The organism is Marinimicrobium agarilyticum DSM 16975, from assembly GCF_000423345.1.
Lineage (GTDB): Bacteria > Pseudomonadota > Gammaproteobacteria > Pseudomonadales > Cellvibrionaceae > Marinimicrobium > Marinimicrobium agarilyticum.
Map to the genome: position 1 here is coordinate 160,233 of NZ_AUHU01000004.1, position 14,611 is coordinate 174,843.

General features: G+C 57.9%; 13 protein-coding genes. 10 read left to right on the forward strand and 3 right to left on the reverse strand.

Annotated elements, in window-relative coordinates; translation table 11 throughout:
- Positions 1–22: 22 nt before the first annotated feature.
- The 8 genes from urtB to G547_RS0103745 all read left to right on the forward strand — a co-directional run bounded on the left by urtB (position 23) and on the right by G547_RS0103745 (position 7,542).
- Positions 23–949, forward strand: a complete 927-nt coding sequence (gene urtB, locus G547_RS0103710) for an urea ABC transporter permease subunit UrtB (protein ID WP_027328681.1) — start codon at positions 23–25, stop codon at positions 947–949.
- A gap of 10 nt (positions 950–959) precedes the next feature.
- A complete protein-coding gene (gene urtC / locus G547_RS0103715; RefSeq protein ID WP_051234762.1) occupies positions 960–2,120 on the forward strand; it encodes an urea ABC transporter permease subunit UrtC in 1,161 nt (386 codons plus the stop codon).
- Complete coding sequence (gene urtD, locus G547_RS0103720; RefSeq protein ID WP_027328683.1) at positions 2,107–2,856, forward strand: urea ABC transporter ATP-binding protein UrtD; 750 nt, start codon at positions 2,107–2,109, stop codon at positions 2,854–2,856. The genes urtC and urtD overlap by 14 nt, the downstream gene beginning before the upstream one ends.
- Before the next feature lie 18 nt (positions 2,857–2,874).
- The gene (gene urtE, locus G547_RS0103725; protein ID WP_027328684.1) at positions 2,875–3,564 is read left to right on the forward strand and encodes an urea ABC transporter ATP-binding subunit UrtE; all 690 of its coding nucleotides are present in this window, start codon (positions 2,875–2,877) and stop codon (positions 3,562–3,564) included.
- A 45-nt stretch (positions 3,565–3,609) separates the two neighbouring features.
- Entirely contained in the window at positions 3,610–4,653 is a 1,044-nt protein-coding gene (locus tag G547_RS0103730; RefSeq protein WP_027328685.1) for an aliphatic amidase, read from the forward strand.
- Between the two features lie 12 nt (positions 4,654–4,665).
- Positions 4,666–5,781, forward strand: a complete 1,116-nt coding sequence (locus tag G547_RS20020) for an AAA family ATPase (RefSeq protein ID WP_051234764.1) — start codon at positions 4,666–4,668, stop codon at positions 5,779–5,781.
- Between the two features lie 151 nt (positions 5,782–5,932).
- Positions 5,933–7,165: a formamidase gene (fmdA, locus tag G547_RS0103740; protein WP_027328686.1), complete on the forward strand. Its 1,233-nt coding sequence runs from the start codon at positions 5,933–5,935 to the stop codon at positions 7,163–7,165.
- 5 nt (positions 7,166–7,170) lie between these two features.
- Positions 7,171–7,542: an FmdB family zinc ribbon protein gene (locus G547_RS0103745; protein WP_027328687.1), complete on the forward strand. Its 372-nt coding sequence runs from the start codon at positions 7,171–7,173 to the stop codon at positions 7,540–7,542.
- Here G547_RS0103745 and G547_RS0103750 read toward each other — a convergent pair whose 3' ends face one another.
- Positions 7,543–8,331 (reverse strand): ZIP family metal transporter, encoded by a 789-nt coding sequence (locus tag G547_RS0103750; protein WP_245573344.1) that lies wholly within the window; start codon positions 8,329–8,331, stop codon positions 7,543–7,545.
- Positions 8,332–8,504: 173 nt separating this feature from the next.
- On the opposite strand from G547_RS0103750, the gene ilvD reads away from it, so the two are divergent.
- Entirely contained in the window at positions 8,505–10,178 is a 1,674-nt protein-coding gene (gene ilvD, locus G547_RS0103755; RefSeq protein WP_027328689.1) for a dihydroxy-acid dehydratase, read from the forward strand.
- 329 nt (positions 10,179–10,507) lie between these two features.
- Here ilvD and G547_RS0103760 read toward each other — a convergent pair whose 3' ends face one another.
- Positions 10,508–11,206, reverse strand: a complete 699-nt coding sequence (locus G547_RS0103760; RefSeq protein WP_036187181.1) for a type 1 glutamine amidotransferase — start codon at positions 11,204–11,206, stop codon at positions 10,508–10,510.
- A 534-nt stretch (positions 11,207–11,740) separates the two neighbouring features.
- On the opposite strand from G547_RS0103760, the gene rhlB reads away from it, so the two are divergent.
- Complete coding sequence (gene rhlB / locus G547_RS20025) at positions 11,741–13,444, forward strand: ATP-dependent RNA helicase RhlB (RefSeq protein WP_245573345.1); 1,704 nt, start codon at positions 11,741–11,743, stop codon at positions 13,442–13,444.
- Positions 13,445–14,013: 569 nt separating this feature from the next.
- On the opposite strand, the gene rrtA is transcribed toward rhlB, so the two are convergent.
- Positions 14,014–14,610 (reverse strand): rhombosortase, encoded by a 597-nt coding sequence (gene rrtA, locus G547_RS0103770; protein WP_027328692.1) that lies wholly within the window; start codon positions 14,608–14,610, stop codon positions 14,014–14,016.
- Between the last annotated feature and the right edge of the window lies 1 nt (position 14,611).

Here is a 14,611-nt window from a genome sequence, read left to right on the forward strand (position 1 = left end):
TGGGCGCGCGGAGGCGAGACAAATGTTTTCTGACTATTCCACATCGGAGCTGATGTCGATCTTTGCCATGCAAGGGTTTGCCGGCTTGACGTTATTTTCAGTATTCGTGTTGATGGCATTGGGCCTGGCCATCATCTTTGGCCAGATGGGCGTCATCAACATGGCCCACGGCGAGTTTATGATTCTGGGCGCTTACATTACCTACCTGACTTCGAATATTTTTTCCCAGTGGTTGCCAGGTCTGTATGGCTCCTACTTTTTTGTGGCGATGATTTTTGCCTTTATTGCCGCGGGCCTTCTCGGAATGCTGGTGGAGTGGTTGATAATTCGCCACCTCTATCATCGTCCGCTCGATACGCTGCTGGCGACTTGGGGCGTAAGCCTCATACTCCAGCAGACCTACCGCTCGGTATTTGGCGCGCGTGAGGTTGGAGTCTCCATGCCGGACTGGATGATGGGTTCCTATCCATTGACCGATCTGGTGGAAGTGCCTATCAACGGGATTTTCGTCATGTGTCTCGCCATTGGCACCACCTGTGTGATCGCGGCGCTGATGTATCGCTCTCGTTGGGGGATACAAGTACGAGCGGTCGTTCAAAACCGAACCATGGCGGGAGCGGTGGGTATCAACACCCAGAAAGTCGACCGAATGACGTTTGGTCTGGGTTGCGGCATCGCCGGTATTGCTGGCAGTGCCTTTACCATGATCGGGTCCATTGGGCCGACCTCCGGGCAACTCTATATTGTTGATACCTTTTTGGTCGTGGTTTTTGGCGGTGCCGCCAGTCTGCTGGGTACAGTTGCCTCGGCGTTCACGATATCCCAGGCCCAGTCGACGATGGAGTTCTTTCTCAGTGGCTCCATGGCGAAGGTGTTGACGCTGTTGTTCGTGGTCGGGGTATTAATGATTCGACCCCAAGGTCTGTTCACCCTCAAGGTACGCCGGTAGGAGGTGCATTATGAAATCATCGGGTTTTTGGGGCTCTCTGTTTTCCCGGCACGATACCCTAAGCTTTGTGGTATTGGCGCTTATTCTTTTGGTGGTGCTGCCACTGTCTCTGGATATCTTTCGGCTGAGCCTGATGGGCAAGTACATGACCTACGCGTTCGTCGCACTGGGTTTAGCCCTTTGTTGGGGTTATGGCGGAGTGTTGAGCCTTGGGCAGGGCGTATTTTTCGGTTTGGGCGGTTATATGCTGGCCATGTTCCTGAAGCTTGAGTCGTCCGATCCGGAGAGTACGGCTATTCAGACTACTCCCGGTATCCCGGACTTTATGGATTGGAACCAGATTACCGAGCTGCCCTGGTTCTGGGAACCGTTCTATAGCTTTCCGTTCACCTTGGCGGCAGTGCTGGTGGTGCCGACCGCGTTCGCGTACCTGATTGGCGTAGCCATGTTCAAGCGGAGGGTCAGTGGGGTTTACTTTGCCATCATTACCCAGGCCATTGCCGCCATTCTGACCATTCTGATTATCGGTCAACAGGGATACACCGGAGGAGTTAACGGGATTACCGATCTGCGGACGCTTCTGGGTTGGAATATTCGCTCGGACTTTGCCCGCTACGTGTTCTACTTTGTCTGCGTGGGGCTATTGCTGCTTTGCATTGTGATTTCCCAGTTCGTCTCTCGCAGCAAATTGGGCCGAATACTGGTGGCGATGCGCGGTGCTGAGGACAGGGTTCGCTTCTCGGGTTACGACGTGGCCAACTTCAAAACGTTTGTCTTTTGTCTGGGGGCGGCATTCTCCGCCATCGGCGGTGCCATGTTCACGCTTCAGGTGGGTTTTATGTCTCCCTCGTTCATCGGCATTGTGCCCTCCATTGAAATGGTCATCTTTTGCGCGGTGGGTGGCCGGTTGTCCATCTATGGTTCTGTCTACGGGGCCTTGTTGGTCAGTTGGGCGAGAACCGCGTTTTCCGAGAGTTTCCCGGAGTTGTGGCTGTTCGCCATGGGGGCATTATTCATCGCGGTGGTACTGGCGTTTCCCGACGGATTGGCCGGGCTTTATAACCAATACGGTCGTCGTCATGTTGAACGCCAGCTCGATAAGTGGCTCCTCACCCTGAAATCATCCACTCGGACTGCGTCGGTTAAAGGAGTCGCTCATGAACGCCAGTAACACTGACTTTGTGCTCGCCGTAGAAAACCTGACGGTCTCCTTCGATGGCTTTAAAGCGGTGGATGATCTCAACCTCTACGTGGACGAAGGAGAAATCCGGGTCATTATCGGCCCCAATGGCGCGGGAAAGACAACGGTGCTGGACTTGATCTGTGGCCGCACGCGGTCCACTCAGGGGTCGATTCGCTTTCGCAACCGGGAGCTCACGAAGATGACCGAGTCCGACATCGTCAAGTCGGGAGTGGGGCGAAAATTCCAGACGCCGTCGGTGTATACCGAATTGACGGTTTATGAAAATCTTGAGATCTCTTACCCGAAAGGGCGAAATGTGTTCGGTTCGTTATTTTTTCGCCGCGACGAGACCATCGTTCGCAAGTGTGAGGAAGTGGCGGAGATGATCCTGCTCAAGGATCAGTTGTACGACTCGGCCGGTCTGCTCAGTCACGGACAAAAGCAGTGGCTGGAAATCGGCATGCTGCTGATTCAAGATCCCGAACTGTTGATGCTGGACGAGCCAGTAGCGGGAATGTCGGTGACCGAGCGACACGAGACCGCCAAATTGTTGCGGCGGATCTCCGAGAATCGCTCGGTTATCGTGATTGAGCATGACATGCAGTTCGTGGCGGAAATTGCGGACAAGGTTACCGTTCTGCACCAGGGGAAAATCCTTACCGAGGGGCCCATCGACACCGTCAAGAATGACCCCAAGGTCGTGGAAGTCTATCTCGGTCACTAAGTTCCGGAGACGCAAGCAATGCTGAATGTATCGGATTATCGGGTCAGTTATGGCCAAAGTGAAATCGTTCACGGACTCAATTTCTCCGTTAAACCCAATGAGATCGTGGCCGTCATGGGCCGCAATGGCATGGGCAAGACCACGTTGATGAAATCTCTCATTGGCGTGATTCCCAGCTCCGGCGGGCAGATCTCGCTCGACGGCAAGAATGTTACCCCGTTGAAAAGTTACCAGAGGGTGGAGCAGGGCATGAGTTATGTACCCCAAGGGCGGATGATCTTCTCCAGTATGACCGTGCGCGAGAATATCGAAACCGGCTTGACCACAACTGGGCGGCGCACCGTGCCCAAAGACCTCTACGACCTGTTCCCGGTGCTGCTCGATATGCGCAACCGCCGCGGCGGTAACCTGTCGGGTGGCCAGCAGCAGCAACTGGCGATCGCCCGGGCGTTGGCCAGCGACCCCAAATTACTGATGCTTGATGAACCCACTGAGGGTATCCAACCCTCCATCATCAAAGAGATTGCCCAGACGTTGAAGGACATTCGGGACCATCGCGGGTTGACCATTGTGGTGACCGAGCAGGTTTTGAGCTTTGCTTTGGATGTGGCCGACCGGATTCTGGTGGTGGAGAAGGGTCAGGTGGTGCACGAAGAGGCCAGAGCGACGGTCGACGCTCAAAAAGTCGCCTCGTATCTCTCGGTGTAGTTCAGTCTCTCGGTTTACTTGAATTGATTCAGTCAGGAGGTTTTCATGCGACACGGTGACATTTCCAGTAGCGATGATACGGTGGGGGTCGCGGTCGTCAATTATAAGATGCCGCGTCTGCACAGCAAGGCGGAGGTGCTCGACAACGCTCACGCCATAGCCGAAATGATCATCGGAATGAAAAAAGGTCTTCCGGGAATGGACCTGGTCATCTTCCCGGAATACAGCACCATGGGTATCATGTACGACCAGGAAGAAATGATGGCCACCGCGGCCACCATTCCCGGAGAAGAAACCCAGATCTTTTCCGAGGCCTGCCGCAAGGCGAATACCTGGGGGGTCTTTTCGCTCACTGGCGAGCGTCACGAAGACCACCCACACAAAGCGCCCTACAATACCCTCGTGTTGATCAACAACAAAGGCGACATTGTCCAGAAATACCGCAAGTGCATTCCCTGGTGCCCGATTGAGGGCTGGTACCCCGGAGACCGCACTTATGTGACCAAAGGGCCCAAGGGGCTCAAGGTCAGCCTGATCATCTGCGACGACGGCAACTACCCGGAAATCTGGCGGGACTGCGCTATGAAGGGCGCAGAGCTGATTGTCCGCTGCCAGGGGTATATGTACCCGGCGAAGGACCAACAGGTCATGATGGCCAAGTCCATGGCGTGGGCCAACAACTGCTACGTGGCCGTGGCCAATGCCAGTGGCTTTGATGGGGTCTATTCCTATTTCGGGCATTCCGCCCTGATCGGTTTTGATGGTCGCACGCTTGGTGAATGTGGCGAGGAGGATATGGGCATTCAATACGCCCAGTTGTCGGTCAGCCAGATTCGCGATGCGCGCGCCAACGATCAATCCCAGAACCATTTGTTCAAGCTGCTCCACCGCGGTTACTCCGGGGTGTATAACTCGGGAGACGGCGATCGCGGTGTGGCCGAGTGTCCGTTTGAGTTCTATCGTACTTGGGTGATGGACGCCGAGAAGGCCCGAGATCAGGTGGAGGCAATGACCCGATCCACCATTGGGGTGGCGGAGTGTCCGGTGGGCGAGCTTCCTCACCCCGGCCGTGAGAAAACGCTCGGTTGACGGTTGGAGCGGATGCCGTTTATCAATGATCGTTTGGCTGACCAGGCGTTGAGCGATGCATTCGACCCTAGCGCCCATGAGCTCGCCCCTTCCGTGGCCGGATCCCGTCTGAAGCACTCGCGCTTTCTCTTCGAACCCGAAGCGGTGGGCGCGGAGTTGCACAACCGAATACGGGGGCAGAGCGCGGCGATTGGCGAGATCATCGACGAGTTGGTCCGCGTCAAAGCGGACATTGCCGACCCGGATGCGCCCTTGGCGGTGTTTCTGCTGGCCGGCCCCACAGGCGTTGGCAAAACCGAAACGGTGAGAGTTCTCGCCGAGGCTATTCACGGCCGATCCGACAGTTTCTGTCGGGTGGATATGAACACGCTTGCGCAGGATCACTACACGGCGGCTATTACCGGTGCCCCGCCGGGTTACGTGGGGAGCAAGGAAGGACACAGTGTCATTGATGAAGAGGCCGTGCGCGGCAGCTTCAGCCGGCCGGGCATTGTGCTTTTCGATGAACTGGAAAAGGCTGGGCCTGAGGTTCTTCGAGGCCTGCTCGGTGCTCTAGACAGTGGCCGACTTCGGTTGACCTCGGGACAAAAGACCCTGGATTTTCGCAATAGCCTGATTTTTATGACCAGTAATCTCGGCGCTCGGGAGGTGGCCGCGCAGCTTCAGCGTTGGTCCCGGTCCTGGTTTGGCGGGCGGGGTTCGGCCGCCAGTCAGCGAAGGGTGATTGATAACATTGTTCACGAAGCACTGCAGAAAAAGTTGGATCCGGAATTTATAAACCGGATCGATCGTCTTCTGGTGTATGCGCCTCTTTCAGCCGATATTTTGCCCGATGTCATTGCCTCCCGCCTGGCGCAGTTTAACCGTCGGTTGGCCTCCAAAGGCTGGTCCCTCTCTCTCTCCCCAACATTGATCCGCAAGCTTCAGCAGGAGACGTTTGACCGCCAATACGGTGCACGCTCGTTGCGCCGGGGTTTTCGGGCGTGGGTGGAGGTGCCGGTGGCCCGCTTTCTGTTGTCTACCGATGAGCAGCCGACGGACGAAACGATAACCGAGCCCAGAGGGTTGCACTGTGACTGGGTGGACGGGCGTGTCCACTGCCGTCAATTGCAAAACCGCGCCAGATAGAACTACGTCAAATAACGCAGTCGCCGGGCCATTTGTCGTATAGGCGTTAGTGGCTTCTGGATTTGATAATGCCACTCACAGGCGGCGCGTTCTCACCCTTCGCTCCGCCCCTTCAGTTTTCACGCCCAGCCACTCTGTCAGGAGCCCTGCCATGACTGAAACCATTATCAAAATTGATCTGAAACAGACGCCTTACGAGAACGATAAGGTTCACAACCGCTGGCATCCGGACATTCCCATGGCGGCCACGGTCAAACCGGGCGACGATTTTATTATCGAATGCTACGACTGGACCGGTGGCCAGATTGCCAACAACGACAATGCTGACGACGTGCGCGATGTCGACCTGACGCAAGTTCACTTTCTGTCCGGCCCGGTGGCCGTTGAGGGCGCAGAACCCGGCGATCTGCTGGAAGTCGACATTCTCGATATCGGCACGTTTGAGGAAAGCCAGTGGGGCTTTAACGGCTTTTTCTCCAAACAGAACGGTGGCGGTTTTCTGACCGAACATTTTCCGGAGGCTCAGAAGTCCATTTGGGATTTCCACGGAATGTTCACCAAATCCCGCCATATTCCGGGCGTGGAGTTTGCCGGCCTGATTCATCCGGGGCTTATTGGCTGTCTACCCTCCAAAGCAATGTTGGATGAGTGGAATACCCGCGAGAAGGCCCTGTACGACACCGAGCCCGATCGGGTGCCGGCCCTGGCGACATTGCCCTACGCCGACACCGCTCATATGGGCAGTATGTCCAAAGAGGCCTTTGAGGGGGCCGCCGGTGAGGCCGCGCGAACCGTGCCACCGCGCGAGCACGGCGGCAACTGCGATATCAAAGATCTATCCCGCGGTTCGAAAATCTATTTTCCGGTTTACGTTAAGGGCGGTGGCCTCTCCGTGGGCGATCTGCACTTCAGTCAGGGCGATGGCGAGATTACCTTTTGCGGCGCTATCGAGATGGCGGGTTGGATTCACCTACGGGTTAACCTGGTGAAAGATGGTATGGCCAAATACGCCATCAAGAACCCCATCTTCAAACCCAGCCCGATGGCCCCCAAGTATGACGACTACCTGATTTTCGAAGGTATTTCGGTGGACGAGTATGGCAAACAGCACTATCTGGATGTGCATGTGGCCTATCGCCAGGCGTGTCTGAATGCCATCGAGTATCTCACCAAGTTTGGCTACACCAAAGCTCAGGCCTACGCCATTCTCGGCTGTGCGCCAGTTCAGGGTCATATCAGCGGGGTGGTCGATATTCCCAATGCATGCGCGACGCTTTGGCTACCCACGGATATCTTCGATATCGACATCAACCCGGGGGCGGCCGGTCCGGAAGCTAAGGTCACCAGCGGGATGGACGTTCCACTCTCCAAAGACAAGGAGTAACGCAGATGCCGGTTTACGACTACAAATGCGCCGAGCACGGACTCTTCCACGAGCTGGCGACCTTCGAGCAGAGCGCGCAACCGCGCGCCTGCCCGACCTGCCAGCAACCAGCGCCACGAGTCATCGTGTTGCCACCGCAGTTGAAGGCCATGGGTGAGGAAAACCATCGGGCGCACGAGCACAACGAAAAGAGCCGGCATCAACCGGCGTTTTCAAACAAGGAGGTGAGGGCCGAAGAAGCCGACAAGCGGGCGTTTGCCCACAAACACGGAAAGCGCTGCTGCGGTGATCACCAGAAGCGCTCCTCCAAGCTGATGTACACTGCCGATGGCAAAAAAATGTTCCCCGGAACGCGACCCTGGATGATCAGTCACTGATCAGGCTAATACACCGTCCAGAATCACCATCAGACCGAAGCCGGTCATCAGGGAAAAGGTGGCCGCGTTTTCATGCCCGTCCCGGTGAGTGGCGGGAATGATTTCATTGCTGATGATAAACAGCATTGCCCCCGCGGCGCCCCCCAAGATCCAGGGCAGCATGGGAATGGCGACAGACACCAGCGTGGCCCCAAAAAGGCCGCCTAATGGCTCCACCAGCCCTGTCAGCACGGCCACGGTAAAAGCGACCAGGCGGGAATAGCCAATCGTCAGAATCGACACGGCGATGGCCAGGCCTTCGGGAATATTCTGTAGAAAAATCCCGGTGGCCAGAGGAATCCCGTTGGACAGATTGCCTTCGGCGAAGCCCACTCCCACCGCCATGCCTTCCGGAAAATTGTGCAAAGTGATGGCAATCACGAACAGTGAAATGCCACTCATTCGCTTTTTCTCCCAATGGTCTCTGCCTTTGAGAAAGTTTTCATGGGGTGTGTAATGGTGAATCAGCGCCAGAATGACCGCGCCCAGAAGCATGCCTGCCACCACCACAATCACCGCCGCCTCATGGCTGTAGCCCATGGCTTCGGCCTGCTCGGTGCCCGGAATCAGTAGGGAGTACACTGACGCTGCCAACATCACCCCCGCGGCGGATGCCAGCAACATATCCTGAGCCCGGTTGGAAATCTTACGGACGAACACAATGGCGGCGGCCCCCATTGTGGTTCCGAAACTGGCAATGATGCTGGCGCCGAAGCCCAGAAGAATGACGTTGATGTTGCTCTGAATCATAAAATCTCTCATTGCGTCCCGGTGACCGGGAACTTCTCTTTATGTAGCTTACTATGGTGTGCCCGGCGTGGATCACGGGGTCGGTTGCCAAATAAGGCCGGCTCACCCACTATATGGGCCAAGACGCCGTGAATGGCAAGTTGTGTATTCTGACAGAAGAGGAGCGAACCCGCATGAGCGAAGATCATCGTCGGCGCTATTCAAGCCCCGTTGTAGACGGCGTGGGCAAATCGGCCAGTCGGGCCATGTTGCGTGCGACCGGCTTTACCGATGAGGATTTCTCAAAACCCCAGGTGGGCATAGCCTCGACCTGGAGCAATCTGACTCCCTGCAATATGCATATTGACGGTCTGGCCCGGGAAGCGGCCGATGGTGCCGACGGTGCCGGTGGCAAGAGCCTGATTTTCAATACCATCACCGTCTCCGATGGTATTGCCAATGGCACCGAGGGCATGAAGTACTCGTTGGTCTCCCGTGAGGTGATTGCCGATTCCATCGAAACCGTGGCCGGCTGTGAAGGCTTTGATGGCCTGGTGGCCATTGGTGGGTGCGACAAGAACATGCCCGGCTGCCTGATGGGGCTGGCCCGCCTCAACCGCCCGTCGGTGTTTGTCTACGGCGGCACCATCAAACCGGGCAAGGGCCATACCGACATTGTCTCGGTTTTTGAGGCAGTGGGTGCCCACGCCAAGGGCGACAAGTCGCTCATCGAAGTCAAACAGATCGAGGAAACCGCCATTCCGGGGGCTGGCTCCTGCGGGGGCATGTACACGGCCAACACCATGGCCTCGGCCATTGAGGCCATGGGCATGAGCCTACCCGGCAGCTCTGCCCAGAATGCTGAAGATAACGACAAACTGGCCGATTGTCGGGCCGCGGGCGCCGCGGTGTTGACCTTGCTGGAAAAGGATCTCAAGCCCCGTGACATCATGACCCGGGAGGCCTTTGAAAACGCTATTACGGTGGTGATTGCCCTGGGTGGCTCCACCAACGCGGTGCTGCATTTGCTGGCGTTGGCCCATACCGCTGGTGTCGAGCTGACCCTGGAGGACTTCACCCGCATCGGCCGGCGCGTGCCGGTGTTGGCGGATCTGCGCCCCAGTGGCCATTTCATGATGAGCGAACTGGTGGCGATCGGCGGTATCCAGCCCCTGATGAAAACCCTCCTGGAGGCCGGTTTGCTGCACGGCGACTGCATGACGGTCACCGGTCAGACTCTGGCGGAGAACCTGTCCACTGTCGATCCCTATCCGGACGATCAGACCATTATTCACGCCCTGGAGCAGCCGGTGAAGGCGGACAGTCATCTGCGCATTCTGCGCGGCAATCTGGCGCCCACCGGTGCGGTCGCGAAGATTACCGGCAAAGAAGGCACCTGGTTCTCGGGCAAGGCGCGGGTGTTCGCGTCCGAGGAAGATGCGACGGCCGGGGTGATGGACGGCACGGTGGTGTCCGGCGATGTGGTGGTGATTCGCTACGAAGGCCCGAAGGGTGGCCCCGGAATGCGGGAGATGTTGACGCCGACCTCGGCCATTATGGGTAAGGGCCTGGGGGATTCGGTGGCATTGATCACCGATGGCCGTTTTTCCGGGGGCAGTCACGGTTTTGTGGTCGGTCATGTGACGCCGGAGGCGCAGGACGGCGGTCCGATTGCGTTGGTGGAGGATGGCGATGAGATTGTGATTGATGCGGAGGCGGATACGATCACGCTGGGTGTGGATGAGGCGGAGCTGGAGAAACGCCGCCAGCGCTGGCAGGCGCCCGCCCCACGGTATCAGCGCGGGGTATTGGCCAAGTACGCCAAGGTGGTGAGCTCCGCGTCCGAGGGGGCCGTCACCGATAAGTAGTTTGGTGGTGCATCACGTCCGGCACCGGGTTGGGGTGCATGGTTGTCGGACACGCCGTAAACCCATGACGTGAAGGGATTCACTAATGCCGCGATGGCATGGATGCCAAGGAGCGGCCCTTGGGGGCTTCTCATCGGCATCCCTGCCTCGGCTTTGGCTTCCTGCGTCGCCCTAACACCTACATCCATGTAGGCGTCAGAGAGTCTTCCATACCTCTATCCGCCTCCGGACCTCAGTGCCACCCTTCGTTGGCGTTGGATAATCAACCTAACTGATGCGTAGGGCATGGTAAGGCCGGAGGCCGCCACCTGCCGTTTTTCTCTCTAAATCTACGCCTGCCCAATCATCCTCCCAATCACCCGCTCTGCCATCGCATTGATGGCGGTAAACCGCTCCCGCTCCGCCAACATGTCTTCAGCAGACTGCACGTAATGGGAGCCGTCCAGCTCATCTCCGCAATTTTCGATCAGGGCGGTGGCGGTGCGGGGAGTGGTTTCCAGGTGGCATTGCAGGCCGAGGACTTTGTCACCGATGCTGAATATCTGGTTGTCGCAGGCTTCGCTGCTGGCGAGGCGTTGAGCGCCTTCGGGCAGATCAAAAGTGTCGCTGTGCCAGTGGAAGGCCTGGAAGCGCTCGGGCAGGAGGTCTGAAAGGGGCGACTGGTCGGCGCCGGGCATACGGTTCAGGTCGAACCAGCCGATTTCCCGGTGATTTCCCGGTTTAACGGCGGCGCCCAGGGCGGCGGCGATGAGCTGCGCGCCGAGGCAGATGCCGATGACGGTTTTGCCGGCGTCGATGGCGGTTTTGATGGTCTGTTTTTCCTGCGTGAGCCAGGGGTAGCGGTCGTGTTCGTCGATGTTCATGGGCCCGCCCATGACGATAAGGGCGTCGAAGCTTTCGATTTCGGGGGCGGAGTCGCCTTGGTACCAGTGGGTTTGGCGGACGGGCCAGTTGTTGCGGGTGAAGATGTCTTCAAAGTGTCCCAGGCCTTCGAAGGGAACGTGGTGAAAGCTATGAATACGGGGCATGCTGCGGGTCTCCTTGGCGGTGTCCATCGTTGGCTCTTTATTCTAGAAGGCTCTTTGTTTCAAACCAAACCCCAATTTACGAGGATCGTTAGGGTCCGGTCCGCTGTCGGGTGCACTATTCCCGGACACGCCGTAAACCCATCCCTGGGGGCTCGAATCGCGGGTCCCCCGCTCCACGGTCCGGGAATAGTGCACCCGACAGCGGACCTCAGTGCCAATAGCCAGTTTTTGGGAAGGGATACTGGCGATCATGCGAGGGTAAAACACAGGACAATTGTTCACCAAAAGGTCATTATCGGCACTGAGGCGTGCAGAGGGGCATACCCCTTCGAGACTCTCTGAGGCATGGATGCCGATGAGAAGCCTCCATGGATGGATTTACGGCGGGTCTCGAAGGGGTATGCCCCTCTGCACGCCGGACTTGAGGTTGCCCATAGTGCTTGGCCCAAGAGCGGTTTGTGACAGAGGGACGGTGGGAGAGGCAGGGGGTTTTCGTGTATACTCCGCGCACAGTTTGTGCAACAGGTGATCGTTTTGATTGGTAAGCTCTTCCAGAAACTGGCCGGTGATCGTAAGGCCGCTAGTGACTCCGAAGCCCGCAAGGGGCGCCCCCAACAAAATCGAACCCAGAACAACCGCAGTGGCTACAGCAACGGTGACGGTGGTAACCCCAACCGGAACAGCAATCGCCGCCGCAAGCCCCGGCGTGCCCAGGGCAGAGGTAATGCTCAGGGTCAAAACAACGGACGGCGCCAGGCGCAGGGCCAGAGTAGCGCTCAGGGGCAAAACCACAAAGCCCCGGACAACGGCCAGGGTCCGTCCCAGAACAACCAAAACGGCAACCAGAGCCCCAAACCCTCGGGGAAACGGCGCCGTAATCGAAACAGCAACCGCCGCCGAGGCGGCCAACACAAGAGCAACAATAAACCTATGGCCAAACAACCCTGGGACATCTCCCAATTTCCCGTGCCCCCCGTCGAAGGCAAGCTCCGCTTCCACGACTTTGGGCTCGAAAACGACCTGATGCACGCCATCGCCGACCTCGGCTTTGAGTACTGCTCACCGATCCAGGCCCAGTCACTGCCCCTGGCGCTCCAGGGCAAAGATGTGGTGGGCAAGGCCCAGACCGGCACCGGTAAAACCGCCGCCTTCCTGGCCACCGTTATTGATGACCTGCTCAAGCATCCCATCAAGGAGCAACGCTATGCCGGTGAAGCCCGGGCATTGGTAATCGCGCCTACGCGCGAGCTGGTCATGCAGATCGCCGATGACGCCAAACTCCTGTGCAAATATACCGACCTCGAGATTCACACGCTCGTTGGCGGCATGGATTACGGCAAGCAGAAGAACCGCCTGCACAACAATCTGGTGGACATTCTCGTGGCAACCCCCGGCCGATTGCTGGATTTCTGCCGTCAGCAGGACGTGTTCCTGGATCAGCTGGAAATTCTGGTCATCGACGAAGCCGATCGGATGCTCGATATGGGCTTCATCCCCCAGGTTCGCCAGATCGTGCGCCAGACGCCCAAGCGGGAAGACCGCCAGACGCTGTTCTTCTCGGCCACCTTCACCGAGGAGGTGAATCGCCTGGTAGAGCAGTGGACCTTCGAGCCCACGACCATCGAGATTCAGCCCGAAAGTGTGGCCACGGATACCGTGGATCAGCATGTATACCTGGCGGCGACCGAAGAGAAGTACCCCATGCTCTACAACCTGATCAAGCAGGAGGATGTAGAGAGCCTGATCGTGTTCGCCAACCGCCGTGACGAGTGTCGCGACCTGCACGACAAGCTCCAGCGCCACGATATCAGCGCCGGTCTCTTGTCCGGCGAGATCCCGCAGAACAAGCGGGTGAAGACGCTGAACGATTTCAAGGAAGGCAATCTGAAGGTGCTGGTGGCCACGGATGTGGCGGGCCGGGGAATTCATATCAGTGGCATCAGCCATGTGGTGAATTTCACGTTGCCGGAGGAGCCGGAGGATTATGTGCACCGCATCGGCCGCACCGGTCGGGCGGGCAAGTTTGGCACCTCGGTGAGTTTCGCCTGTGAGGATGATGCGTTTCGTCTGCAGCCCATCGAGGAGTTGTTGGGTGAGCCGATCAAGTGCGAGCAGCCGCCGGATTCTCTGCTTGAAGAGACGCCCCCGATGAAGCCGGGCACCCCGCGCCGTCGTTCATCGGGCGGTGGTAGTGGCGGTCGCTCCGGCGGCGGACGCCGTCGGCCTCGTAATTCTTAGTTTTTTGGGTTTGGTGCTTTCTCTAGAGCCCGGCCCGCGGTGGGGTAGACCACTTGGAGACCCGCCGTAAATCCTTCCCTGGAGGCTTCTCATCGGCATCCATGCCTCGGCTTTGGCTTCCTGCGTCGCCCTAACACCTACATCCATGTAGGCGTCAGAGAGTCTCCAAGTGGTCTACCCCACCGCGGGCCTCAGTGCCAGTGCCGGCGTTCATGGAGATAAAACACTTACAGACAGGTGTAGGGTAGGTAAGGCGGTAGCCGCCACCTACCGTTTTCCAACAATCTCTTTGGCGCCATCTTTGTTTCGTAGGTGGCGGCTACCGCCTTACCAACCCTACGTGTGGAATAATCGACGCACTGAACGAGCTAAAAGTACTGAGGGCCGGAGCGGGGTGTACCGTTTCAAGACCGTGGAGCGAGGGACTCGCGATTCGAGCCCCCATGGGCCGCTCCTTGGCATCCATGCCATCGCGGCATTAGTGAATCCCTTCACGTCATGTATTTACGGCGTGTCTTGGAAGGGTGTACCCCGCTTCGGCCCGGACGTGAAGCTACTTCTACACTATTTCACTTGGATAGAGGTGGCCTCGCCCTAAAACCCCGCCCAAGCACCCCAAGTCCCCACGCCAACCCCGTCAGCGCCCCATACAAATGTGCATCCACCGCGACCGGCACAGGCAACAGCGAGTGAGACGTGTCATACCCCGGCAGTTGCTCCTGAACAATCTTGAAAACCACCACCGCCAGCGCCAGGCTGTTCATCCACGGCGTCTGCCGCAACGTGATCAACACCCCCGCCACCAACAACCCGTGCAGCGCACCGGACAGACCCGCGTAGTAATCCAGCTCCGGGCTGAAGCCATACAGACCCGTGCTCACGCCGACCAAACAGGTCAGCACTAAAAGCCCGTAGTGTCTGAGGCTCACCTCCTGGAAAAGAATCCAGCCGCAGAGCATCAGTGCGCCGAGGTTCATCGCCAAGTGGTAGGGGCCGTAGTGAATAAAATGCGCGGTGATGAACCGCCAAAGCTGACCGTCGCTGATGGCGCTGCGGCTGTACTCAAGAGCGGTTTCCGTGACGCTCTGGAACGCGCCGAGGAGGATCATCAACACACCCAGCGCAATGGTGAGCCACAGGCTGGGTGTCAGTCGGAGAAAGGGCATG